We start from the raw sequence: 21,660 nt of genomic DNA on the forward strand, positions 1-21,660 counted from the left end.
GACGGTCGATCAACCGCCGGCCTCAGGCCGGGACCAGGACGGCCTCGCGCAGCAGTCGACGGGCCAGGGTGACCCGGTCGGCGTCGTCGGGCAGGCCGGGCAGGTCACCGACCCGGGTGACAGTGCCGGTGAGCAGGGCGCGCGCGGCCGGCTCGCAGGTCGCCGGAAGGGTGATGGTGCGGTCGAAGAGCCGCAGCGCCACAGTGTCCGAGTCGTGCGGCACCAACTGCCAGCGCAGGCCGGGCCGCAGGGTGACCCGGGAGTCGGCGTCCAGGGTGGCCAGCGCGTCGGCCTGGGCGAGCGGTCGGATCGGGGCCGGGCGGGCGGCCGGCCAGGCCCGCTGCCGCAGTCGCGCGGCGACAGCGACCGGGTCGGCGCGCAGCAGCCAGTCCCGCAACGCCTCCACGGTCTCGGTCAGCTCCGGCTCGATGGCGTCCGGGTCGGCGACGTCGGTGCCGAACGGCAGGCTGGCCCGTAGCCGCTGGTCCTCGGCGGCCAGCGTCAACAATTCCTCGACCAGGTTGTAACGGGTGAGCGCGCGGATGCCCACTGTCAGGTGCAGCGAGCTGGTGTCCTGCGCCTGTGCGCTGTGCAGCCACCCCCGGGGCAGGTAGAGGGCGTCACCGGGGGCGAGCACCACGTCCAGCGCGGCCGGGCCCTGCGCGGTGGCACCGACCTCGTCGGCGCGCCCACCCCACTGCTGCTTCTCCAGCGGGTCCGGTAGCACCGGCGGGTGGATCCGCCAGTGCTTGCGGCCGTCGACCTGAAGCACGAACACGTCGTGGGTGTCGTAGTGGGTGGCGAAGCCCTGGCTGCCGGCCGGGGTCAGGTAGGCGTTGATCTGCAACGGCTGGTTGAGCGCGAGGCCCAGGTCGCGGGCGAAGTCGACGAGCGGCGGCCAGATCCGGTGCAGCCCCTGCAACACCAGTGTGGCCCCGGACGCGTACTGCTCCAGGACCCGCTCGTCGAGCACCTGGTCGCCGATCTCGGCGCCCGCGCCGCCGCCGCCGGTCCAGCGTGACGCAGCGACCAACTGGCCGTCCTTGGCGACGCGCAGGAACGGGGTACGCAGACCACGCCGGCTCAGCAACTCGTCGGCGTCGGCGGGGCTGAGAAGATCGGTGAAGCCGGCCGGGTCGGGCAGTTCGGCGGCTCGGGACAGCAGCGGGGTGCGCCCCCAGTGCGCGGCGGCGAACTTGGCCGGTTCGACCGAGACGCAGCGGGCCAGCGCGGCGGTGGCCTCAGCGGACGGAACCGCCGGGCGGCCGTGGTGGCCGCCCGGCGGGTCGAGGTAGGTCATGGCGAGCCGCTATCGGGCGCTGCCGTCAGCGCCACCGTCCTGCTGGCCCGGGGTGGCACCACCATCGGCGGGACCCTCCGCGCCGCCGTCAGCGCCACCGTCGTGCTGACCCGGGGTGGCACCACCATCGGCGGGACCCTCCGCGCCGCCGTCGGCGCCACCGTCGTGCTGACCCGGGGTGGCACCACCATCGGCGGGACCCTCCGCGCCGCCATCGGCACCACCGTCGTGCTGACCGGGGGTCGCACCGCCGTCAGCGGGACCCTCCGCGCCGCCGCCGCCGGTGGTCTGCATGTCGTCATCGTTGAGTGCCATCGGTACTCCCTCGGGTGTGCCGCCCCGCCATACGCCGGGGTCCGTCGTGCTGCGGGTGGTACCCCACGCGCGATCTTCTCTAACCCTCACCGTAGACGCCGAACCACTGCGACACGGGCAGTTCACGAGCGGCGGCGCAGAGTGCCAGGATGGGGTGGTGATCCTGGTGGGCACGTCCGGTTGGCAGTACCGGGACTGGCGCGGCCGCTTCTACCCGCAGCGGCTGCCGCAGCGACTCTGGCTGGAGCACTTCGCTGCCGGGTTCGCCACTGTCGAGGTCAACAACGCCTTCTACCGGCTGCCCGAACGGGACACCTTCGCCGCCTGGCGGGCACGGACCCCGGCGGACTTCTGCATCGCGGTGAAGATGAGCCGCTACCTCACCCACATCAAGCGGCTGCGCGACCCGGCGGAGCCGGTGGCCCGGTTCCTCGGCCGCGCCACCGCGCTCGGTGACCGGCTCGGCCCGGTGCTGCTGCAACTCCCACCGAACCTGCGGGCGGACGTCGAGGCGCTGGACGCGACGCTGCGACTGTTTCCGGCGGAGGTGCGGGTCGCTGTCGAACCCCGGCACCCCTCCTGGTGGACCGACGCCACCCGGGCGGTGCTGGAACGGCGTCGGGCCGCGCTGGTCTGGGCGGACCGACTGGGACGCCCGGTCGCTCCCCGCTGGCGCACCACCGACTTCGGCTACCTGCGGCTGCACGAGGGGCGGGCGCGGCCGTGGCCCCGCTACGGTCGGGCCGCGCTGCGATCCTGGGTGGGCCGGCTGGCCGACGCCTTCGGGCCGGACGAGCCGGCGTACGTCTACTTCAACAACGATCCGGGCGGGGCCGCGATCGTGGACGCCGTCGCGTTCGCCGCGCTGGCCCGAAGGGCCGGGCACCCGGTGTCCCGGGTACCGACCGCCGCCGAGGCGGCCGCTGCCGACGACTGAGCCCGCCCGACAACGGTCGGGCGGGCTCGCGCTGTCAGGCCGTCACGGCATCATCGTGGCAAGGTCCTTGGGCATTGTGTCCTTCACGTCCTGCCACTCACCCTGGGTGACATGACGGCGCAGCGTGTCCAGCACCACCTGCGTCACCCGCTCCGCGCCGCCCTCCGCGTCGTACGGGAAGCCCTGCCGGACCTCGTAGAGGAAGTCGTCGCGGTTGAGTTTGATCGGCACGTCGGACGGCACCCAGCCGTCGAAGTAGATCCCCCGCACCAGCACCGGCAACTGCTGGGCGAACTCCACGCTCTCGTTCACCGGCAGCCGGTCTCGCAGCAGGTGCAGCACAGTGCGCAGGGCCGCGTACGACTGGTTGCGCCGGTCCTTCGGCCAGCCGTAGGCGTTCTCGATGTCCTTGAGAATGAGGTTCGTCTTGTCCAGCGAGGACTCGAACGCTGAGATCATCGCGTCAGCCATCGGTCGACCCCCGTTCCGTGCTGTCCCACCGTCGGTCGTCGGCGCGACGCGGCGGCCCCACCGGGCCGCGGCGGGCCCGCACCGGGCTGCCCTGCGGGGCGCGCCGGGCGTTGTCGGGCGTGCCGACCACGTGCAGGACGGCACCACGCCGTCGATCCGTCACCACTCGAACCGTCATCCCCGTCACCTCCGTGTCGTCTCCGGCGTCGGCCGTCCACGGGGCGGCCGTACCCACCGCGTCCACCCTCCCTGTGGGTGGGGTGAGTCGTCCCCACCCGGATCGGGTGAGGTCACCCGGCGTCGAGGAGGCCCGCGAGGGTCGTCGCGTTGGTCTGCGCGTAGTCGCGATAGCAGTTGTTCATGAGCACGTGGGTCTGCCCGGCCTCGTCGGCCAGTTCGCGCAGCTTCGGCGCCCAGTCCGCCAGCTCCCGCTTGGAGTAGTGGTAGCCGAACTTCTCGTGAATGTCCTTACTTGTCCACTTGTCGCTGTGCCCGTGGAAGCGCACGACCGCGAGGTCAGCGGTGGCGGCCAGCACCGGAGGCAGCGACGAGCGGTGGCCCTGCGGCATGTCCACGCAGACGTACGGCAGTTTGTGCTCGCGCAGGAAGGCCAGGGTCTCGTCGGCGTTGTCGCCGTCGAACCAGGAGGCGTGCCGGAACTCGTACACCGGGCGCAGTGGCGCGCAGCGCTTCGCCACCTCCAGCAGGTACTGCTTGTTGGCCCGCTTGATGGTGAACCAGGGTGGGAACTGGAACAGCAGCGCGCCAAGCTTGCCGGCCTCGACCAACGGGTCCAGCGCGGACAGGAAGCGCGTCCAGACCTCCTCGTACGACTGCGCGGGCAGGTCGTCGGGGTAGACGTTCTTCTTGTCGGTCTCCGGGCGCAGGTCCTTGTAGAGCGCGCTGACCCGGGTGGGGTGCCCGGTCAGCAGGCTGAACGCCTTGATGTTGAAGGTGAAGCCGGCCGGGGTGCGCTCGGCCCACAGCCGCGCTGTCGCCTCGGCGGGCGGCGAGTAGTAGGTGGCGTCCACTTCGACCAGCGGGAACTGCCGGGCGTAGTAGGCCAGCCGCTTCTCCGGGGTGTCGGCGGTCTGCGGATACCACCCCGAGTCCAGCAGTGTGCGGTCGGTCCAGGACGCGGTGCCCACGAGGATGTCACCCATTGTGGAAGTCCATCGCGTCGCGGACCGACCGGCAACCGCTGGGGTGGCTCAGGCCGCCCGCCGCTCGCGAGTCTGCTTGCACGTCACACAGGTGGTGGCGGACGGGAAGATCTCCAGCCGCTCCACCGGGATCGCCGCCGAGCAGCCCTCGCACCAGCCGTAGGTGCCCTCCTCGAGCCGGCCGAGGGCGTGCTCGTACTGGGCGCGGCGGTCGAGGATGGTACGCAACAGGGACTGGGCGGTGTCCCGCTCGGCCGTCTTGGTGCCGCTGTCGGCCTGGTCGTCGCCGGCGGTGTCGCCGACCTCCACCAGCCGCAGCACCTGGCTCTGGAGCACCGCCTGGTCGTACTCCGCGGTCAGCTCGTCGTAGCGCGCCTGGAGCGACTGTCGGATCTGGTCGATCTCCGTCTGGGACCGGGTCGTACCGACCGTGTCGTGGACGAGCATCGCTGCCTGCCTTTCCTGGGCCTGTGGCTCAAGGTGAACCGGGTGCCGGCGGCGCGGGGCCCCGGTCACGGTCGCGTTCGGTGCGCGAGCGATCACCCGCGCTCTGTGAGCCGGGCGAGTACCCGCCGGACCAGCCGTACAAACCGACAAATTCTCGGTTGTCGTCAGTCGTTCGCCCCGGGCTGCACGAGCGCCGGTCGGCGGGGGTCGTCGGCGCGTACCACGACGTCGGCGAAGCTCGCCGGGACGACCTCCTCGGCGTACCGGTCGAAGGCCGGCAGCGCCCACTGCTGGGCCGGTTCGGTACGCCGACGCAGCGCCGCCGGGGACAGCTCCAGGTGGACTGTCACGTCGAAGGGCAGGCCGCCGCCGAGCAGCAGCGAGCCGCTGACCAGGACGACGCCGCCGGGTGCCAGGTCGACGTAAGGGGCGCGACTGGCCCGGTCGGCGTCGGCGTCCCAGAGCGACGGAAGCAGCCGGCCGTTGCCACCCGGACCGGCCGGGTCGAGCACCTCCCGGCGCAGCCCGGCCTCGTCGACCCATGCCTCGTAGAAGGAGTCCGGGTTGGTGCGCCCCAACTCGAAGCGCAGCGACGCGGGGCGCAGGAAGTCGGTGGCGCGGACGTGCAGCACCGGATGGCCCTGGGCACGCAGCGGGTCGACCAGCGCCGCGGCCAGTTCGTCGACGCGGGCGGCGGGTGCGCCGTCCACTGCCACCCGCAGCCGCGCGGGCCCGGCGGCGGCGTTCGCGGCGCGGGTAGCCGCGTCGGCCAGCCGGCCGGTCAGCTCGGTGACGAGCAGGTCGGGCGAGATGGGGCGGATGCGCACCGGACCATCCTGCCCCGCGCCGGGTACGTCGGTGCCGCCGGTCAGCCGCTGCGGTCGATGGTGACCCGGGCGTCGTCGGCCAGCCGGTAGCCCACGCCGTAGACGGTGGTGACCAGCGGGACGTCCACGCCGACCTTGCCGCGCAGCCGACGCACGTGCACGTCGACGGTGCGCACGCCGGCGTGCTCGTAGCCCCACACGGCGTTGAGCAGTTGCAGCCTGGTGAACACCCGGCGTGGGTGGGCGACCAGGTGCAGCAGCAGGTCGAACTCCAGCCGGGTCAGCGGCAGCGGCTCCTCGTCGCGCAGCACCGAGCGCGACGAGGCGAGGATGTGCAGGGCCGGAATGGTCGAGCTGATCGGGCGGGCCGGCGACCGGCTGGCGGGCGCCTGGTCGGGGCGGCGTTCGGCCGGAACCGAGCCGATGATCACCCCTTCGCCCCGTTCCAGCATCTCGCGAGCGGCCTCCAACAGCCGACGCGCCGCCGGGGTCAGCGACTCCTCACAGGCCAGCGGGATGGACAGCGTCACGGTGAGCACGGGCGCGGCGGTGTTCGCCGGGCGACGCTGGCCGCCGGGGGGTCGACCGGGCACCGCGGGCTGGGACGTATGCCATCCGGCGCGCGACGAGGCGGGGCTGACCGACATGGTCCTCCTTGGGCTGGTCCGGGTATCTCCCCACGGCCCGGGACGCCGCTTCATCGATGCTTCCCGGCGCCTGGGCGAGGGTCAAGAGGCGGCTGCGTTGCATGAATGTGACAATTGACGAACACATCGGAGCCAAATGCTCGCTCTGCGTACGAGGCCTGATGATTACAGCAGAGTCGTCGAGATGCCCCGTTACGGGGGTCCCCGACCGGTTCACCAGGCGGTCACATCGCCGCCGGACCAGGGCTCAGCTGCTGTGATCCACGCTGATCGGGGCCTCGTCGGCCAGCCGGTAGCCGACGCCGTAGACGGTGGTGACCACCTCCGAGCCGTCCAGCTTGGCGCGCAGCCGCCGGACGTGCACGTCCACCGTCCGGGCCACCGCGTGCTCGTAGCCCCAGACGCTGGAGAGCAGTTGCAGGCGGGTGAAGACCCGGCGCGGCCGCTCGGCCAGGAACAGCAGCAGCTCGTACTCGATGCGGGTCAGCGCGATGACCCGGTCGCCCTGGCGGACCATCCGCGAGCCGGCCAGGATGCGGACGTGGTCCGGCGCGGCGGGGCGCGGGGCCGGTGGTGGCACCGGCGCGGGGTCCTCCACGGCACGCAGTCGACCCTCCCCCGACTCGGCCAGCTCGCCGAGCAGCTGCACCAGCCGGGCCAGCCGGGGGCTCAGCGGCCCGGGGACGAGGTCGAGGGTGATGGTCAGGGTCGGGCTGGTGCGCGGACGGGCCGGCGGGCGCACGCCGGGGTGGCGGCGCGTGGGGATGGCGACGACGGACATGGTGCCTCCTGAGTGGCGGTACGCGCGCCACGCCGGGTGTGGCGCGACGGTCAGCGGCGCGCCCAGCCGGCGTTGACCGGGGGCGCGAGGGGAGAGGGGTGGTGCAGCGGGGTCGGGCCGAGGGCCGGCAGGCCGGCGATCCGCCAGGCCGCGAACCCACCGACCACATCGGTGGCCCGGTGCAGGCCGACGTCCTGCAACGCGGCGGCGGCCAGCGACGAGGTGTAGCCCTCCTGACAGAGGATCACCACCGGCACGTCGTAGTCGACGGCCTGTGGCAGCCGGGCCGCGCAGCGTGGGTCAAAGCGCCACTCCAGCACGTTGCGTTCGACGATGAGCGAGCCCGGCACCACGCCGTGCGCGGCCCGCTGCGCGGCCGGGCGGATGTCGACGAGTAGCGCCCCGCTCCGGTACGCCAGGTGCGCCCGCTCCGGGTCCAGCCGGCGCAGCCGGGCCCGCGCGGCGGCCAGGATCTCGTCGACGCCCCGGGAGCCCGGTGGCGGCACGGGGGCGGGACAGTGCTCGGCGGTTGTCTGCATTCTCGGTTCCTTCCGGTGACAGGGTTTCTCGGTGCGCGCGGCTACCAGGACCGGCCGGCCTCGGCGACCTCGGAGACCCGCAGCCGCCCGTCGAGGAGGTGGTAGCGGGTCATCCGCAGCAGCGCCGGCCGGTAGACGTGCACGCTGACCGCCGGGTCGACACCTCGGTTTGTCACCTGGTGCACGTGCCGGGCGCCGAAGCGGCGGCCCGTGCCGGCCGGCAGCAGTCGGGGGCGTAGTCGACCGGCGCTGACCGTCACCTCGGTGAGCACGCCGCTGACCACCCGGAACGCCCCGGAGGAGCCGCCGTGGTCGTGCAGGTCGGTGCCCTGCCCGGGCAGCCAGCTCAGCGCCCACACCTCGTGCTCGTCGCTGACGGCGAGGCGGGCGTACCAGCGCTCGGCGCTGTCGAAACGCAGCGCGACCGGCCAACCGGCCGGGTCGGCCCAGCCGCGGGCAACGGTGAGCAGGTCGGGCTCCGGACGGTGCTGCGTCATGGCGGTTCCTCGCGGTCGTTCGGCGGGGTGCCCTCGTACTCTAGGCGGTAAAGCCTATAGGTTTAGTAGGTAATTCCGCCTGGTGGGACGCAGGTCAGCCGCCCGGGTGAATCAACGCAGCACGGGCGGGTCCGCGCGGTAGCCCGGCAACGAGGGCCAGCGCACCGTCAACACCACCGACGCGCGCTCGGCGAACCAGGAATGGTCCACCCCACGGGCCCACACCACGTAGTCGCCCGGCGCGGCCAGCCGAACCGTCCGGTCCGGCAACTCCACCCGGAAACACCCCTCGACGAGTACGAGCAGAGTGGTGCGCACCTCGCCGGTCGCCCACCGCGACCGGGCCTGCCCAGGCGGATGCACGCCCCACTTCACCTCGACGTCGGTGCTGTGCCGGATCTCCCCCGGCGGCGCGAAGTGCCCGAGCAGCCAACCGGCGTTGGTGGCGCCGTCAACTCCCGCGTTGCCCACGTACACCGTCTCACCCATCGGACCTCTCCCCCAGCGCGCCGGCCGAGCAACCTATCAGGACAGGTGTGGCTAACCTGGACCGGTGACCGAGAACCTCGACGCCGAGACGCTGGCGTTCGCGCACCGGATGTTCGACCTGGCCCGAGCCGGCGCCACCGACGAGCTGGCGGCGCAGATCGACGCCGGACTGCCGGTCAACCTCACCAACGACAAGGGCGACACGCTGCTCATCCTGGCCGCGTACCACGCCCACCCGGACACGGTGGCCGCCCTGCTCAGCCGCGGCGCCGACCACACCCGGGCCAACGACCGAGGTCAGACCGCGTTGGCCGCGGCGGTCTTCCGCAGCAGCACCGAGGCGGTCCGCGCGCTCCTCGCCGCCGGCGCCGATCCGGCACACGGCAACCCCTCGGCCGTCGAGACCGCGCGCTTCTTCGACCTACCGGAGATGACCGAGCTGCTGCGCGTCGGCTGACACCGGCACGGCCGGCCGGTATACAGGGTCGGTGGAAGATCCTCTACCGGAGCAGATGCGGTCCGCCGGCACCGCGCTGCTGACCGCGCTCGACCCCGCCGCCCGCGAGAGCGCCATGCACTCGTTCGACGACGAGGCGGCCCGACGCTGGCTGGAATACCGGCCCCGACCCCGACCGGGCGTCTGCCTCGCCGAACTCGACGTCACCGCCCGCAAGGCCGCGCACCGGTTGCTGGCCACCGCGCTCAGCCCCTCGGCGTACGCACAGGCGATGGCGATCATCTCGCTGGAGGAGGTGCTGGACCGGGCCGAGGGCTGGCAGCGCGGGCGGCACAGCGCCGACTACTGGGTGGCCGTGTTCGGCGACCCGGCGCGCGACGACCGTTGGGCGTGGCGACTCGAAGGGCACCACCTGTCGGTGAACATGACAGTGGTGGACGGTCAGGTCTCCCCCGCGCCGATCTTCTTCGGCGCCAACCCTGCCGCGGTCCGCTACGCCGGCCGGCCGGTCTCCCGCCCACTCGGCGTGGAGGAGGACCTGGCCCGCGCCCTGCTCGACGCGCTGGGCCCGGCCGAGCGGGCCGCCGCGATCATCGCCGACGAGGCACCGGCGGACATCATCAGCGCCACCCGTGGGCGGGTCGACGCGCCACTGGAGCCCCTCGGCGTACCGGCGCAGCGACTCGGACCGACCGGCCGCGCGCTGCTCGACCAGGTGGTCGCCCTCTACCTCGACCGGCTTCCGCCCGAGCTGGCCATCCGGGAGGCGACCCGCCTGGACGCCGGCCCGCTGCACTTCGCCTGGGCCGGCCCGACCCACCCCGGGCGGCGACACTACTACCGGGTGCAGGGCGACGACCTGCTGATCGAGTACGACAACACCACAGCGGACGGCAACCACGCGCACACCGTCCTACGCCGCCCCGCCAGCGACTTCGGCGCCGACGTCCTGGCAACCCACCACCAAACCCACCACCACTAACCCGCACCCCGCGCCCTCGCCCTCGCCCTCGCCCCTCGCCCCTCGCCCCCCGCCCCCCGCCCTCGCCGATCTTGCAGTTTCGGCGGTCGAATTGCCCGGGTAGGCGGCTTTCGCGGGCACCGAAAGTGCAAGATCGGCGGGGGTGGGGTGTTCGTCAGGGGCGGAGGGCTTGGGGGCTTGGTCAGGGGCGGAGGGCCTCGACGAGGAAGCGTTGGGCGTGGGCGACGAAAGGGCCTTCGGTGGCGATGCGGTGGTGCAGGGCGCGCAGTTGCGCGCGGTAGCGGTCGACCGTGAACCCGGGCACCGTCCAGATCACCTTCCGTAGGAACCAGACCACCGCGCCGATGTCGGCGAAGGTCGCCCGCAGCGTGGCCCGACGCAGGTCGACCACCCGCAGGCCAGCTGCCTCGGCGGCGGCGACCGCGTGCTCGGGGTGCCGCTGGGTCGGCGACGGCAACGGCCCGAGGATCGCCTCACTCAGCTCCCGCATCGTGCCGGCCCCGATCTGCTGCGACAGGAACGTCCCACCCGGCCGCAGCACCCGCGCCGTCTGAACCCAGTCGGTACGCACCGGATGCCGACTGACCACCAGGTCGAACGAGGCGTCGCGAAACGGTAGCGGCCCGTCCGACGCGACCGCGACCACCGACGCGCCGACCCGACGCAGGGTCCGGCGGGCGACCTCCACGTTCGGCGGCCACGCCTCAGTCGCCGCCAGCAGCTTCGGTGGACACGGCACCTCGGCGAGCACCTCCCCGCCGCCGGTGTCCACGTCCAGCGCCGCATCGGCCCGCGCCATCCGCTCGGCGACCAGCCTGGCGTACCCCCAGGGTGGACGCTCCTCAGTGGCCCGCCCGGCCAGCCAACCGAAGCCCCAACCATCGACGGGCGCAGCGGCGGCCTCCGCGATCAAGTCTTCGGCGTCACGCTCAGCGGTCATGGCGGTCAGCCTCGCGGACGGTCACCCGGCCGGCAACCCATTTGCCGCCGCCCGGTCGGGTGCCCGCGGTGGAACTCACCCGAGGCTGAGCCCGTGCTCCTCAAGGGCGGCCTGGAGGATCCCGAGCGCCTTGGGGCCCAGGCCGTGCAGCTTGGCCAGGTCCGCCCGGGGAACGCCCGCGAGCTGGCGCAGCGCGGTGTAGCCGGCATCATGCAGGGCCCGGGTGGCGGGCGCGCCGATCTTCGGAAGCGTGTCCGGAGAGGAGGTCATCCGGGGATGGTAGACCGACCAGTCGCACGGATACCGGCCCCGCGCACCAGGCCCACTTACCGGCCAGACGCCGCGCCCGGCGGATCAGGCTCGTCCGGCGCGCCCGGCGCGCCCGGCGGGCCGGCGCATGGCGGACGGTCTCACGGGTGGCGTCAATGGCGAGTCCAGCGGGTCCGGTGAGCGGGCCCGCTCGGTGGGTGGGGTCAGCGACGAGACCGCCGGCAGGTCGGGTCAGGGGCGGGCGATCTCGCCGGTGGAGCCGGCGAGCGCGTCCAGGCCGCCGGCCTCGGCGCGGCCGCTGTCGAACTGACGCATCAGCCGGGCGCCCAGGTGCACGCCGACCCCGCCGACGGCCAGCGCGACCAGTTCGGTGACCAGGATCGCGACCGACGCGCCGCGCTGCGGGGAGTGTGACCGGACCAGGCAGGTGAGCAGGAACATGGCGGCCATCACCGCGTTCACCAGGTTGAAGGCGACGGCGGTGCGGCGGGTCCGGTCGCCCGGCACGTCCCACAGGTCGACCATGCCGGCCACTGCGGTCAGCGCGGCGGCGACGAGGGCGGCGACGCCGGTCCAGTAGCCGACCTCGCCGAGGAACGCGGGCCCCCCGATCACGTCGGTGAGGTCGAAGACGGTGGCGCTGACGAACAGCCCGAGCGGGAACGTCACCAGCATCGGTTGGATCGGGTGCCCCTGCACCCGCAGCCGGCTCTGCATCGGTCCTCCCCCAGGTCGGCGCAGCTCACCTGACCAGAGTGCTACCCGGGGTCGGTCGAGGCGAAACGATGCCGCCCGACTCGCCGCCGGCAGGGAGAACGGGCACCGTGGCCGCGCTCGCCGAGGCCGGACGGCCAGACTGGCGGTGATCCACTCGGCTTTCAGGAAGTCGGGGCATCCGTCGGCCCATGACACCCCGATTTCCAGAAACCCGAGTGGATCACGCGGCCCGCGCGGCCCAGCGACCCACGCGGCCCAGCGGACCGGGTCAGTTGTCGCGTTGGCGGGAGACCGTCCGGACCAGGCGCTCGGCCACCTCGCGCAGCGGGATGTCCAGCGACGTGGCGGCGGTGCGCAGCACGTCGAGGGCCTCGGCCGGCGGGCACCCGCGCTGCGTCATGATCACGCCGACGGCCTGGCCGACCACCCCGTCGTTCAGGAGTGAGGTGTCCCGTTCACCGGCGAGGGTGAGTTGTCGGTTGCGGTCGCGGACGGCGGCGAGCAGCAGACCTGCGTGTTCGGCGAGCAGCATGGCGGTCAACTGGTGTTGCGGGGTCAAGAGGTCCGGCGCGGCGGCGTACAGGTTGATCGCCCCGATGACCTGGTCGTCGATGTCGACCGGTGCGGAGATCACCCCGCGTACGCCGAGGTCGCGGGCGTGCGCCGTCCAGGCCGGCCAGCGGGGCTCACCGGTCAGGTCGGCGGCGAGGATCATCTCGCGCCGGTGGATCGCGCTCATCGCCGGTGTGTCCGGCCCGTGTCGCAGGTCGTCCAGCCCGGCCAGCCCCTCGTCGGAGGCGGCCACCCCGGCCGGCTCGCCGGCCCGTAGGGCGGTGAACCCGCACCAGCGCACTCCGGCGACGGCGTCCCGGGTGACCCGGACCAGGGCCAGCAGCGCCTCATCGAAGTCGGTCAGGGCGATCAGCCCGGCGGTCAGCTCCCGTAAGAGTGCGGCTGCTTCCAGGACGCCGAGGGTGTGCGTCACCGGTTCCCGCGTGTCGAGGTTCACCGGTTCGCAGCCTCCGTGCCGTCTCGTGCCTGCCCGGCAAGCATCGTCACCTGTGTCATCGTCTGCTCTCTCCCGACTCGACCGACCAGCCCTACTACCCTGAGAAACCTGGGTCGAAACGGCGTAAATCGGAGCCCCGGTCGCGCGCGGAGGCGCGATCGGGGCCCCGACTGTCGGTACGTCAGCGCGAGGCGCCGCTGAGTCGCCGCCCGATCGACGCGATCAGGCGGTCGAGCTCGGACCCGAACGGGTTGTCGTGCACCAGGTACGTCCAGGTGGCGGTGGGCCGGACAAGGGTGCCGTCGTCGGGCTGCCAGTCCTCATCGAATTCGGTCTCGGTGAAGGTGGCGATGGTGCGGGCCTCGATCTCGGGGATCAGGTCGTTGAACGCCGGCACCGCGGCCCGGTGGAACTCGTCCAGCGGGTCGAGCCGGCCCAGCGCGCGCAGGTGCACGCCCTCGCGGACCTCCGACAGCTCGGCAAGGTGCTCGGCCCAGAGCCGGTCCAGGTGGTACAGCGCGATCGACCGGGCGGCACGGGCGAGGAGGTCCTCGTCCATCTCGCCGGCCTTCTCGGGCTCCTTCTCCAGCAGCATGACCGCGGCCACGTCGCTGGTCAGCAGCCGCTCCCGGCGCGCGGCCAGGGCCTTGCGCTGCTGCTCGATCACCACGCTGTAGCGCCAGGTGTTGCGGTGGATCTCGTGGTTGACGCCCTCGGCGACCCGCTGGGCGTGCTCCACCGCGTAGTCGACCTGCTCGTCGGTCACCAGACCGTCGGCGTTCATCCGCGGCGAGGCCGGCACCGAGTCGGCGGCGTGCCGGACGACGAGGTCGTCCTCCAGGCTGACGAAGAAGACCGAGCCACCCGGGTCGCCCTGCCGGCCGGCCCGACCGCGCAGCTGGTCGTCCACCCGGCGGCTGTCGTGCCGGCCGCTGCCGATCACGTAGAGCCCGCCCAGCTCGGCGACCCGCTCCTGGTCGGTCTGGTCGCTGCCGCCGAGGCGGATGTCGACGCCTCGGCCGGCCATCTGGGTGGAGACGGTCACCGCGCCGTACGCGCCGGCCTCGGCGATGATCGCGGCCTCTTCGTCGTCGTTCTTGGCGTTCAGTACGACGCAGGGCACCCCGGCGGCGTTCAGCCCGGCGGCCAGGCCCTCGGACTCCTTGACGTCCAGGGTGCCGACCAGCATCGGACGCCCCTTGGCGTGCCAGCGCTGGATCTCGTCGATCAGCGCCTCGTCCTTCTCCGCCCGGGTGGCGTAGATGCGGTCCGGCTCGTCCTCGCGGATGCACGGGGTGTTCGGCGGGATCACCGCGACCTCAAGGTCGAAGAACTCCCGCAGTTGGTCGCCGACCAGCACCGCGGTGGCGGTCATCCCGCAGACCTTGGGGTAGAGCGCGATGTACGCCTGCATGGCGATGGTGCCGAGCACCTCACCCTCGGCGGTGGCGTCCAGCCCCTCCTTGGCCTCGACCGCGGCCTGGAGACCGTCCGGCCAGCGGCGGCGCTGGGCCACCCGGCCGCGCATCTCGTCGACCAGCTCGACGGAGCCGTCCCGGACGATGTAATCCACGTCACGGTGCAGCAGGGCGTGCGCGTGCAGCGCCACGTTGACAGCGGAGAGCTGCGCGACGTGTTCCTCGTCGTACAGGTCGATGCCGAGCTTGGCCTCGATGGCGGCCAGGCCGGCGGAGGTGAACGCCACGCTGCGCCCGTCCTCGGCGACCGTGTAGTGCTTGCCCTTGCGCAGGCCACGCACCAGCGCGGCGGCGGCGTGCACCGGGTCCTGCTCGCCCGGCACCGCGCCGGCCAGGACCATCGGCACCCGGGCCTCGTCGATCATGATCGAGTCGGCCTCGTCGACGATGGCGGTGGTCAGCGCGGGCTGAACCCGGTCTTCCACGTCGGTGACGAGCTGGTCGCGCAGGTAGTCGAAGCCCGCCTCGCTGACCGAGACGTAGGTGACGTCGCAGGCGTACGCGTCGCGCCGCTCCTGCGGGGTGGAGGCCTCGTTGACCCAGCCGACGGTGAGGCCGAGCAGGGTGTAGACCGGCTCCATCCACTGGGCGTCGCGCCGGGCCAGATAGTCGTTGATGGTGAGCACGTGCACCGGGCCGTTGCCGAGCCGGACGTGCCCGTACGCGGCGACCGTGGCGGTCAGTGTCTTGCCCTCACCGGTGGCCATCTCGGCGACCTTGCCGGAGAGCAGCGACATCGCGCCGAGCAGCTGCACGTCGTACGGCCGCTGGTCGAGGCCGCGGCGGGCGGCCTCACGGCCGACGGCGCAGATCTCCTCGTAACCGGCGGCGGCACCCGCGGCCGCGGTCAGCTCGGCGTCGTCGAGCGCGGTGAGCTCAGCCTCGCGCGCCTCGATCGCCGGGAGCAGTTTCTCCAGCGGAGCAAGATCCACGGTCGAGCCGGGGCGCTGGAGGAACCGCCGGAACTTGCTCTTGAACCGTTGCGACACACCCATGAGCGGCAACGGTACGCGATTCCGGGCGGCGCGCGCGGCCCGGCCGCCCGGCAAGTCTGCCTTCCTGGGGCGCAGTCAGCCGACCAGCAGCTGGTGGCTGGCGAGTTCCCGGTACAGCGGGTCGGTGGCGGTCAGTTCGGCGTGGGTGCCCACGGCCACCACCCGGCCGCCGTCGAGGACGACGATCTGGTCGGCGTCGACAACTGTGGCGAGCCGGTGCGCCACGATCAACAGGGTCCGGCGGACGGCCACGGCGTCGATGGCGCGGCGCAGCGCGACCTCGTTGCGGGAGTCGAGGTTGCTGGTCGGCTCGTCGAGCAGCAGCACCGGCGGGCCGGCGAGCAGCGCGCGGGCGATGGCCAGGCGCTGCCGCTCACCTCCGGAGAGCAGCACGCCACCCTCGCCCACCTGCACGTCGAGGCCCAGCGGGGTGCGCTGCGCCAGGTGGCCCAGGTTGACCTCGTCGAGGACGTCGCGCAACCGGTCGTCGGTGGCGTCCGGGGTGGTGATCAGCAGGTTCTCCCGCAGCGTGCCGGCCAGCACGGGAGCCTCCTGCTCGACGTAGCCGAGCCGGGCCCGCAGCGCGTCGCGGGGCAGGTTCCGCACGTCGGTGCCGTCGAGGCGGACCGCGCCGGCGCTCACCTCGTAGAACCGCTCGACCAGGGCCAGCAGTGTGGACTTGCCGGCGCCGGACGGGCCGACGAGGGCGGTCCGGGTGCCGGCGGGGACCGCGAAGCTGACCTCGTGCAGCACCGGCTCGCCGCCGGGGTAGCCGAAGCCCACCCGGTCGAACTCGATCATCGGGGTCGGACGGCGCGGGGTCGCGACGGCGGGCGTCGGCCGGTCGTCCGCGCCCTCGGCGGGCACCGCGAGGATCTCCTCGATCCGCTGCAGCGCGCCGAGGCCGGACTGCAACTGGGTGTACGCCCGCAGCACCTGACCCAGCGGCAGCGCCAGCAGGAACAGGTACATGACGAACGCGACCAGGTCGCCGACGGAGATCGCCCCGGCGGCGACCCGCGCCCCACCGATGCCGAGCACCAGCAGGAACGCCCCCTGCACGGTGACCGAGCCGATCGGACCGACCAACGCCTGCACCCGGGCGACCCGCAGCCCCGCCGCGTACGCCTCCCGCGCGCTGCCGGTGACGGTCTCCGTCTCCCGGGTCTCGGCGCGGCTGGCCCGGATGGTCCGGGCCGCCGAGATGGCCCGCTCCACCGCCGAGGTCATCTCGCCGATCCGCTCCTGGGCCACCCGGGCCAGCGCCCGGACCCGGCGGGCGAAGGTGGCGGCGAAGGCCAACCCCAGCGCCACCCCGAGCAGTGTGACGCCGAACAGCAGCGGGTCGAGCAGCACCATCGCCGTGCCGGCGCCGACCACCGTCACCGCCCCGGTGACCGTCTCGAACAGCCCGGAGGTGACGACCGCCCGCAGCAGCGTGGTGTCCGAGCCGACCCGGGAGAGCAGGTCACCGGTGCGTCGGCTGTCGTACTCGGCGATGGGCAGCCGCAGCAGGTGACCCGCCAGACGGCGCCGGGTGCCCAGCACCACTCCCTCGGCGGTGCGTTGCAGCAGGTAGTCACGCAACCCGCCGATCGCCGCGCCGAGCACCACGAGGGCCACCAGCACCGCCACCAGCCGGGCCACGCCCTGCTCGGCGCCGATCCGCTCGAGCACCGACCGGGTGAGCAGCGGCTGCGCCAACGACGCCGCCGAGCCGACCAGCGACAGCGCGCCCACCACCACCAGGGTGCCGCGGTGTTCCCGCAGGTAGGGCAGCAACGCGGCCAGGCCGACCGACCGGCCCGCAGGGCTGCCGCCGGCCGGCGGGTCGTACGAGGTGTCGCCGGGAACCGGCCGGTCCTGCACGGTGCTCATGTCGCGAACGGTAGCCGCCCCGGGCACGCGGCGACGGCGGGTCAGGCGGCGAGCACCACCTGAAGCTCCTGGCGGCGACGGTCGGCCAGGTCGGTGAGGAGGGCTGGTGCCTCGTCGAACGGCACCACCGCCGAGACGAGGTGCTTGCGGATCGCGTCGCCGTACGTCCTGAGCAGGTCGACGGTCTCGGCGGAGAGCCGCTCGCGGTCCCAGGTGGGCGCGAGCCCGCGCGGCACCCGGCCGATCTGGGCACACCGCAGCGACAACCCGTTGTGGTGGAACTCCTCACCGAGGCGGACCGCGTCCGCGCCGCCCTGATAGAAGGCGAGGTCGATGACGGTGCCCTGGGGCCGCAGCAGACGCAGGGCGAGGTGCAGCGCCCACGCCTGCCCCCGGCACTGGAACACCACGTCGGCGCCCCGGTCGCCGGCGGTGTGCGCCCACCGGGTCTTGAGCACCACCGCCGGGTCGTCCGCGTCGGGGTCGAGGGTTTCCAGACCGAGCGCCTCGGCCACCTGGCGGCGTTGCGGGGTGGGGTCGAGCACCACCACCGACGCTGCGCCGTTGCGCCTGGCGAACAACGCGGTCAGCAGCGCCACGACGCCGGCGCCGACGACGGCGACCCGTCGGCCGCGAACCCCGTCGCCGAGCGCGCGGACATCGGTGCCGTGCAGGTCGGCGGCGGCGTGCAGCAGACCGTTGGCGCAGATCGGGCCCATGTGCGCGACGTAGACGCCGAGCAGCGGGTCCAGGTCGTCGGGCAGCGCCACGAACCGCTCGGCGACCGGGTCGGCCAGCCAGCCGGTGCGGTGCCCGTACGTCATCGCGCCGACAGTGCCCACCGCGACCGCCGGGGTCTCGCTCTCCACCACCCGGCCGACCTGCATGTAGCCGAGGCGGTTCACCGGGTAGGGCGTGCTGGCCGCGCCCGGCTGGAACAGGCCCAGGTCGGCGTTCCAGGTGACGTTCAGGTAGGGGTTCGTGCCCTTGACGTAGCTCAGCTCGGTGCCGGCGGAGACACCGCTGAACAGCGTCTCGACCCGGAACGTTCCGGGGCGCAGCGGGGCGGCGTCCTGCTCGACGAGGTCGACCCGGCCGGGGCCGGTGACCACCACGACCTTGTCACGCATCGACTGTCACCCCGCTGGCGAGCACCGCCGGCGCGGTCGCTGCGCCGAGCCGCACTGTGGCGCCGGTACGGGCCGAGTCGGCCACCGCGAGCGCCAGGCGCTGCGTCGCGAGGGCCTCGGCGTACGGGACGCGCACGTCGTCGCCGATGCCGCGGACGGCGTCGACGAAGGCGCGGTCCACCGCCACCCGGGCGGCTTCCGGGTCGGCGGGGACGTGTCGTTCGCCGTTGGCGTCGCGCACCGACAGCCCTTCCTCGGTGATCGCGAGGACCAGCCCGTCGGCGAGGATCTCCAGGCCGGCGCGGTGCTTCCAGCCGAGGACGCAGGCGGCGCTGAGCGTGCCGACCGCGCCGTCGGCGAAGCGCAGCGCGGCGGTGGTCACCGAGTCGATGTCGGCGCCGTCGACCGGCGGTGGGGTGCCGTTGCCGTACGCGGTGACCTCGGTGACCTCGCCGGCCAGCACACGGATCAGGTCGAGCACGTGGGCGGCCTGTTCGACCACCGGCCCGCCGGAGCGGTCCCGCCGCGACCACCACGCCACCGGCGGCACCTTGTCCAGCCAGGCGCCGCTGACCATCCGCACCGGACGGTCGGCGAGCAGGTCGCGGGCCTGGTCGAGCACGCTCAGATAACGCCAGTGGTGGCCGACGGCGGTACGCAGCCCACGCCGCGCGACCAGGTCGGCGATCCGCTCGGCGGTGCTCAGGTCGACAGCGACGGGCTTCTCCACGAACATCGGCACCCCGGCTTCGATCACCGCTTCCTCGGCGGGGCCGTGCGCGAACGGTGGCACGCAGACGTACACGGCGTCCAGATCGGTGGCCAGCAGCTCGGCGACGTCGGCGCAGGCCCTCCCGCCGTGCTGTGCGGCCAGCGCGGACGCCGCCTCCGGCGCCACGTCGGTGACGCCGACCAGCTCGACGTCGTCGAACCCGGCCAGCACCCGCGCGTGACGCTGTGCCACGCCGCCGGCCCCGACCAGCCCCACCCGACAGTTCCGCATCCCCCACACCCCTTCGAAGACGTTTCATGTGCGATGGGAGCAGTCCCCTGGGGTGTGCGCAATCAAACGTTCATCCCCCGGGAACGAATTGTCGTCACCTTTGTGATCAAGCTGTTGCCGAGAATGCGGTTAGCGCGTGATGAGGAATGGGAACAACCAATTTCGGTTTTTCCACGCACGAACGGAGGGGTGCCCGTGCGGGATACGACATCGAACGTGTCGCCGGTGGTGGAGGCGTGGGCTACGTACCGGACGACGTCCGCGGCGGACTGGCCAGCCCGCCGGCTGTTGCGTGCCAAGGGTGAGACCCGGGTCAGCGTGGTGCTGCCGGCCCGCAACGAGGAGGCCACCGTCGGCGCGATCGTGTCGACCATCCGGGAGCACCTGATGGATCGGGTGGCCCTGGTCGACGAGCTGATCGTGGTGGATTCCCGCTCGACGGACCGGACCGCGCAGGTGGCCCGGGCCGCCGGCGCGGAGGTGGTCAGTCAGGACGCGATGACCCGGGGGTTGCCGCGGCTCACCGGCAAGGGCGACGCGCTCTGGGCCGGACTGGCCGCCGCCGAGGGAGACGTGGTGGCGTTCATCGACGCCGACCTGCGGGAGTTCCGGCCGCACTTCGTGAGTGGGCTGCTCGGCCCGCTGTTGACCGACCCGTCGGTCGACTTCGTGAAGGGCTTCTACCACCGGCCCCTGGTGGGCACCGCCAGCGTGGAGCAGGACGGCGGGGGCCGGGTGACCGAGTTGATGGCACGGCCGCTGCTCAACCTCTTCTGGCCCGAGCTGGCGGGCTTCGTGCAGCCGCTGGCCGGCGAGTACGCGGGTCGCCGGGACGTGCTGGCCCAGGTGCCGTTCGTCTCCGGATACGGGGTGGAGACGGCCATGATGATCGACCTGCTCGACCTGGTCGGCCTGGACGCGCTGGCGCAGGTCGACCTCGGTGAGCGCAAGCACCGCCACCAGGACACCGCCGCCCTCGGCCGGATGTCCGCGCAGATCATGTTGACCGCCTGGTCCCGGCTGCAACGGCGCGGCTGGGCCACCCCCGGGCTGGCGCCGGAGGCGTTGCTGACCCAGTTCCGTCGCGGCGGTTCGGACACCCTGCCGAACCTGGACCGCGAGATCGTGGTCAGCGACGTGTCCATCGAGGAACGCCCGCCGTTGGCCGAACTGCGCCACCGGGTGCCCCGCCGAAGGGTGGCCGCCGCGTGAGCGCGAGGAGCCTCACCGTGCTGATGAACGCCGGCCCGTGGCTGTCGGTGCCACCGCCCGGCTACGGCGGCATCGAGAACGTCATCGCCACGCTGGTGCCGGAGCTGCGACGACTCGGCGTACGGGTGGTGCTCGCCTCGGTGGGCAGCAGCACCCTGCCGGTGGACGAGCAGATCTCGGTCTTCGCCGACGGGCAGTTCGCCGCGTTGCAGCGGCCGTACAACCAGGTCTGCGGGATCGCCCAGGCGCACCTGGCCGGGGTGGTCCGGGAGCTGCACTCCCGCGACGACATCGACCTGGTGCACGATCACGTCGAGGCGGTCGGGCTGGCCACCCTCGCCGCGATGGGGCCGGCCGGACCGCCGACCCTGCACACCCTGCACTGGGACCTGGCCAAGCACCCGGCGCTCTACGGCAGCCTGGACGGCGGCGACCGGGTCCGGGTCAACGGCGTCTCCGCGTCGCAGCTGGCCCGCGCCCCGCTGGCGCTGCGGGAGCACTCGGTAGGGCACGTGCACCTGTCCACGCCGCTCGCCGTCGACGCCGACCGGCGGCCCCGACCGGACAAGGGCGAGCACCTGCTCATCCTGGGCCGGATCAACCCGGGCAAGGGGCAGGACGTGGGTGCCCGGCTCGCGCACCGGGTCGGTGTTCCGCTGGTGCTGGCCGGCCCCGTCGGCCCGTACCATCGGCCGGCCGACCTGGCCGCGGCCGGCGACGAGGCCCGGCAGAACCCGGACGTGCGGTTCTTCCTCGACGAGGTGGCGCCGCACGTCGACGGCGACCTGGTCCGCTGGGTCGGCACCGTGGCCGGCCAGGAACGCGACGACCTGCTCGCCAGCGCCCGTGCGTCGCTGTTCCCGCTGCGGTGGGAGGAGCCGGGCGGCACGGCGGTCGTCGAGTCGCTCGCCCTGGGTACGCCGGTGGTGGCCACCGCCCGGGGTTGCCTGCCGGAGCTGATCGAGCACGGCCGTACCGGGCTGCTCACCACCGACGAGGAGGAGTTGGACGACCTCGTCCTCGCCGCCGAGTTGCTCGACCCCGACGAGTGCCGGCGGGTGGCAGCGCAGCGCTTCACGCCCGCGGTGATGGCGCAGCGTTACGTCGAGCTGTACGAGCGGGTCCGGCAGTCGGCGAGCGCGCCGAGGTTGCTGCCGGCCTGACCGACGGCGGGGC

The 21,660-nt window shown here is 73.1% G+C and carries 25 protein-coding genes; 5 read left to right on the plus strand and 20 right to left on the minus strand.

The features are described from left to right. Window positions 1–22: 22 nt before the first annotated feature. Window positions 23–1,300 carry a cupin domain-containing protein gene (locus AB0K35_RS13935; protein ID WP_363885473.1) on the minus strand — a complete coding sequence of 426 codons (1,278 nt, stop codon included), beginning with the start codon at window positions 1,298–1,300 and terminating at the stop codon, window positions 23–25. A 9-nt stretch (window positions 1,301–1,309) separates the two neighbouring features. Beyond that, the gene (locus AB0K35_RS13940; protein ID WP_238672152.1) at window positions 1,310–1,615 is read right to left on the minus strand and encodes a hypothetical protein; all 306 of its coding nucleotides are present in this window, start codon (window positions 1,613–1,615) and stop codon (window positions 1,310–1,312) included. 157 nt (window positions 1,616–1,772) lie between these two features. On the opposite strand from AB0K35_RS13940, the gene AB0K35_RS13945 reads away from it, so the two are divergent. Beyond that, on the plus strand, window positions 1,773–2,552 hold the full coding sequence (locus tag AB0K35_RS13945) for a DUF72 domain-containing protein (protein WP_238672151.1): 780 nt from the start codon (window positions 1,773–1,775) through the stop codon (window positions 2,550–2,552). 42 nt (window positions 2,553–2,594) lie between these two features. Here AB0K35_RS13945 and AB0K35_RS13950 read toward each other — a convergent pair whose 3' ends face one another. The 10 genes from AB0K35_RS13950 to AB0K35_RS13995 all read right to left on the minus strand — a co-directional run bounded on the left by AB0K35_RS13950 (window position 2,595) and on the right by AB0K35_RS13995 (window position 8,413). Then, window positions 2,595–3,023, minus strand: coding sequence for a DUF2267 domain-containing protein (locus AB0K35_RS13950; RefSeq protein ID WP_238672150.1), 429 nt, complete (start codon window positions 3,021–3,023; stop codon window positions 2,595–2,597). Then, on the minus strand, window positions 3,016–3,201 hold the full coding sequence (locus AB0K35_RS13955; protein ID WP_238672149.1) for a hypothetical protein: 186 nt from the start codon (window positions 3,199–3,201) through the stop codon (window positions 3,016–3,018). The genes AB0K35_RS13950 and AB0K35_RS13955 overlap by 8 nt, the downstream gene beginning before the upstream one ends. Before the next feature lie 112 nt (window positions 3,202–3,313). Beyond that, on the minus strand, window positions 3,314–4,186 hold the full coding sequence (locus AB0K35_RS13960) for a DUF72 domain-containing protein (protein ID WP_363885476.1): 873 nt from the start codon (window positions 4,184–4,186) through the stop codon (window positions 3,314–3,316). 48 nt (window positions 4,187–4,234) lie between these two features. Continuing rightward, window positions 4,235–4,633, minus strand: coding sequence for a TraR/DksA C4-type zinc finger protein (locus tag AB0K35_RS13965; RefSeq protein ID WP_091408390.1), 399 nt, complete (start codon window positions 4,631–4,633; stop codon window positions 4,235–4,237). A 164-nt stretch (window positions 4,634–4,797) separates the two neighbouring features. After that, window positions 4,798–5,460, minus strand: a complete 663-nt coding sequence (locus AB0K35_RS13970) for a uridine kinase (RefSeq protein WP_238672146.1) — start codon at window positions 5,458–5,460, stop codon at window positions 4,798–4,800. Between the two features lie 41 nt (window positions 5,461–5,501). Next, complete coding sequence (locus AB0K35_RS13975) at window positions 5,502–6,107, minus strand: winged helix-turn-helix domain-containing protein (protein WP_238672145.1); 606 nt, start codon at window positions 6,105–6,107, stop codon at window positions 5,502–5,504. Window positions 6,108–6,354: 247 nt separating this feature from the next. Beyond that, on the minus strand, window positions 6,355–6,888 hold the full coding sequence (locus AB0K35_RS13980; protein ID WP_363885478.1) for a winged helix-turn-helix domain-containing protein: 534 nt from the start codon (window positions 6,886–6,888) through the stop codon (window positions 6,355–6,357). A gap of 50 nt (window positions 6,889–6,938) precedes the next feature. After that, window positions 6,939–7,427: a rhodanese-like domain-containing protein gene (locus AB0K35_RS13985; protein ID WP_363885480.1), complete on the minus strand. Its 489-nt coding sequence runs from the start codon at window positions 7,425–7,427 to the stop codon at window positions 6,939–6,941. A 41-nt stretch (window positions 7,428–7,468) separates the two neighbouring features. Beyond that, the gene (locus AB0K35_RS13990; protein WP_363885482.1) at window positions 7,469–7,924 is read right to left on the minus strand and encodes a cysteine dioxygenase family protein; all 456 of its coding nucleotides are present in this window, start codon (window positions 7,922–7,924) and stop codon (window positions 7,469–7,471) included. A gap of 111 nt (window positions 7,925–8,035) precedes the next feature. After that, entirely contained in the window at window positions 8,036–8,413 is a 378-nt protein-coding gene (locus AB0K35_RS13995; protein ID WP_030490949.1) for a signal peptidase I, read from the minus strand. A gap of 64 nt (window positions 8,414–8,477) precedes the next feature. On the opposite strand from AB0K35_RS13995, the gene AB0K35_RS14000 reads away from it, so the two are divergent. Both AB0K35_RS14000 and AB0K35_RS14005 read left to right on the plus strand, forming a co-directional pair. Then, window positions 8,478–8,870, plus strand: a complete 393-nt coding sequence (locus AB0K35_RS14000) for an ankyrin repeat domain-containing protein (protein WP_091408367.1) — start codon at window positions 8,478–8,480, stop codon at window positions 8,868–8,870. Between the two features lie 31 nt (window positions 8,871–8,901). Beyond that, complete coding sequence (locus AB0K35_RS14005; protein WP_363885484.1) at window positions 8,902–9,852, plus strand: DUF3500 domain-containing protein; 951 nt, start codon at window positions 8,902–8,904, stop codon at window positions 9,850–9,852. A gap of 181 nt (window positions 9,853–10,033) precedes the next feature. On the opposite strand, the gene AB0K35_RS14010 is transcribed toward AB0K35_RS14005, so the two are convergent. From AB0K35_RS14010 to AB0K35_RS14045, 8 genes are all read right to left on the minus strand, one after another. After that, window positions 10,034–10,792 (minus strand): methyltransferase domain-containing protein, encoded by a 759-nt coding sequence (locus AB0K35_RS14010; protein WP_363885486.1) that lies wholly within the window; start codon window positions 10,790–10,792, stop codon window positions 10,034–10,036. A 75-nt stretch (window positions 10,793–10,867) separates the two neighbouring features. Beyond that, complete coding sequence (locus AB0K35_RS14015) at window positions 10,868–11,062, minus strand: DNA-binding protein (RefSeq protein WP_238672140.1); 195 nt, start codon at window positions 11,060–11,062, stop codon at window positions 10,868–10,870. A gap of 231 nt (window positions 11,063–11,293) precedes the next feature. After that, window positions 11,294–11,779 (minus strand): DUF2231 domain-containing protein, encoded by a 486-nt coding sequence (locus tag AB0K35_RS14020; RefSeq protein WP_238672139.1) that lies wholly within the window; start codon window positions 11,777–11,779, stop codon window positions 11,294–11,296. Between the two features lie 268 nt (window positions 11,780–12,047). Next, a complete protein-coding gene (locus AB0K35_RS14025; RefSeq protein ID WP_238672138.1) occupies window positions 12,048–12,788 on the minus strand; it encodes a GAF and ANTAR domain-containing protein in 741 nt (246 codons plus the stop codon). Window positions 12,789–12,969: 181 nt separating this feature from the next. Beyond that, window positions 12,970–15,261: an accessory Sec system translocase SecA2 gene (secA2, locus tag AB0K35_RS14030; RefSeq protein WP_238672137.1), complete on the minus strand. Its 2,292-nt coding sequence runs from the start codon at window positions 15,259–15,261 to the stop codon at window positions 12,970–12,972. A gap of 75 nt (window positions 15,262–15,336) precedes the next feature. Then, window positions 15,337–17,139: an ABC transporter ATP-binding protein gene (locus AB0K35_RS14035; RefSeq protein WP_363885489.1), complete on the minus strand. Its 1,803-nt coding sequence runs from the start codon at window positions 17,137–17,139 to the stop codon at window positions 15,337–15,339. A 41-nt stretch (window positions 17,140–17,180) separates the two neighbouring features. Beyond that, a complete protein-coding gene (locus AB0K35_RS14040) occupies window positions 17,181–18,269 on the minus strand; it encodes a zinc-binding alcohol dehydrogenase (RefSeq protein WP_363885491.1) in 1,089 nt (362 codons plus the stop codon). Further along, the gene (locus tag AB0K35_RS14045; protein WP_363885493.1) at window positions 18,262–19,272 is read right to left on the minus strand and encodes a Gfo/Idh/MocA family oxidoreductase; all 1,011 of its coding nucleotides are present in this window, start codon (window positions 19,270–19,272) and stop codon (window positions 18,262–18,264) included. The genes AB0K35_RS14040 and AB0K35_RS14045 overlap by 8 nt, the downstream gene beginning before the upstream one ends. Before the next feature lie 228 nt (window positions 19,273–19,500). On the opposite strand from AB0K35_RS14045, the gene AB0K35_RS14050 reads away from it, so the two are divergent. Then, window positions 19,501–20,484: a glucosyl-3-phosphoglycerate synthase gene (locus AB0K35_RS14050; RefSeq protein ID WP_238672193.1), complete on the plus strand. Its 984-nt coding sequence runs from the start codon at window positions 19,501–19,503 to the stop codon at window positions 20,482–20,484. Window positions 20,485–20,507: 23 nt separating this feature from the next. Next, complete coding sequence (locus AB0K35_RS14055) at window positions 20,508–21,647, plus strand: glycosyltransferase (protein WP_238672192.1); 1,140 nt, start codon at window positions 20,508–20,510, stop codon at window positions 21,645–21,647. Window positions 21,648–21,660 lie beyond the last annotated feature (13 nt).

Source organism: Micromonospora sp. NPDC053740 (assembly GCF_040677775.1).
Taxonomy (GTDB): domain Bacteria; phylum Actinomycetota; class Actinomycetes; order Mycobacteriales; family Micromonosporaceae; genus Micromonospora; species Micromonospora alfalfae.

Excerpts from the sequence above, each read along its gene's own strand:
- AB0K35_RS13935 (WP_363885473.1), bottom strand. The coding sequence starts at position 1,300 with ATGACCTACCTCGACCCGCCGGGCGGCCACCACGGCCGCCCGGCGGTT.
- AB0K35_RS13940 (WP_238672152.1), bottom strand. The coding sequence starts at position 1,615 with ATGGCACTCAACGATGACGACATGCAGACCACCGGCGGCGGCGGCGCG.
- AB0K35_RS13950 (WP_238672150.1), bottom strand. The coding sequence starts at position 3,023 with ATGGCTGACGCGATGATCTCAGCGTTCGAGTCCTCGCTGGACAAGACG.
- AB0K35_RS13955 (WP_238672149.1), bottom strand. The coding sequence starts at position 3,201 with ATGACGGTTCGAGTGGTGACGGATCGACGGCGTGGTGCCGTCCTGCAC.
- AB0K35_RS13960 (WP_363885476.1), bottom strand. The coding sequence starts at position 4,186 with ATGGGTGACATCCTCGTGGGCACCGCGTCCTGGACCGACCGCACACTG.
- AB0K35_RS13965 (WP_091408390.1), bottom strand. The coding sequence starts at position 4,633 with ATGCTCGTCCACGACACGGTCGGTACGACCCGGTCCCAGACGGAGATC.
- AB0K35_RS13975 (WP_238672145.1), bottom strand. The coding sequence starts at position 6,107 with ATGTCGGTCAGCCCCGCCTCGTCGCGCGCCGGATGGCATACGTCCCAG.
- AB0K35_RS13980 (WP_363885478.1), bottom strand. The coding sequence starts at position 6,888 with ATGTCCGTCGTCGCCATCCCCACGCGCCGCCACCCCGGCGTGCGCCCG.
- AB0K35_RS13985 (WP_363885480.1), bottom strand. The coding sequence starts at position 7,427 with ATGCAGACAACCGCCGAGCACTGTCCCGCCCCCGTGCCGCCACCGGGC.
- AB0K35_RS13990 (WP_363885482.1), bottom strand. The coding sequence starts at position 7,924 with ATGACGCAGCACCGTCCGGAGCCCGACCTGCTCACCGTTGCCCGCGGC.
- AB0K35_RS13995 (WP_030490949.1), bottom strand. The coding sequence starts at position 8,413 with ATGGGTGAGACGGTGTACGTGGGCAACGCGGGAGTTGACGGCGCCACC.
- AB0K35_RS14010 (WP_363885486.1), bottom strand. The coding sequence starts at position 10,792 with ATGACCGCTGAGCGTGACGCCGAAGACTTGATCGCGGAGGCCGCCGCT.
- AB0K35_RS14015 (WP_238672140.1), bottom strand. The coding sequence starts at position 11,062 with ATGACCTCCTCTCCGGACACGCTTCCGAAGATCGGCGCGCCCGCCACC.
- AB0K35_RS14020 (WP_238672139.1), bottom strand. The coding sequence starts at position 11,779 with ATGCAGAGCCGGCTGCGGGTGCAGGGGCACCCGATCCAACCGATGCTG.
- secA2 (WP_238672137.1), bottom strand. The coding sequence starts at position 15,261 with ATGGGTGTGTCGCAACGGTTCAAGAGCAAGTTCCGGCGGTTCCTCCAG.
- AB0K35_RS14035 (WP_363885489.1), bottom strand. The coding sequence starts at position 17,139 with ATGAGCACCGTGCAGGACCGGCCGGTTCCCGGCGACACCTCGTACGAC.
- AB0K35_RS14040 (WP_363885491.1), bottom strand. The coding sequence starts at position 18,269 with ATGCGTGACAAGGTCGTGGTGGTCACCGGCCCCGGCCGGGTCGACCTC.
- AB0K35_RS14045 (WP_363885493.1), bottom strand. The coding sequence starts at position 19,272 with ATGCGGAACTGTCGGGTGGGGCTGGTCGGGGCCGGCGGCGTGGCACAG.
- AB0K35_RS14055 (WP_238672192.1), top strand. The coding sequence starts at position 20,508 with ATGAACGCCGGCCCGTGGCTGTCGGTGCCACCGCCCGGCTACGGCGGC.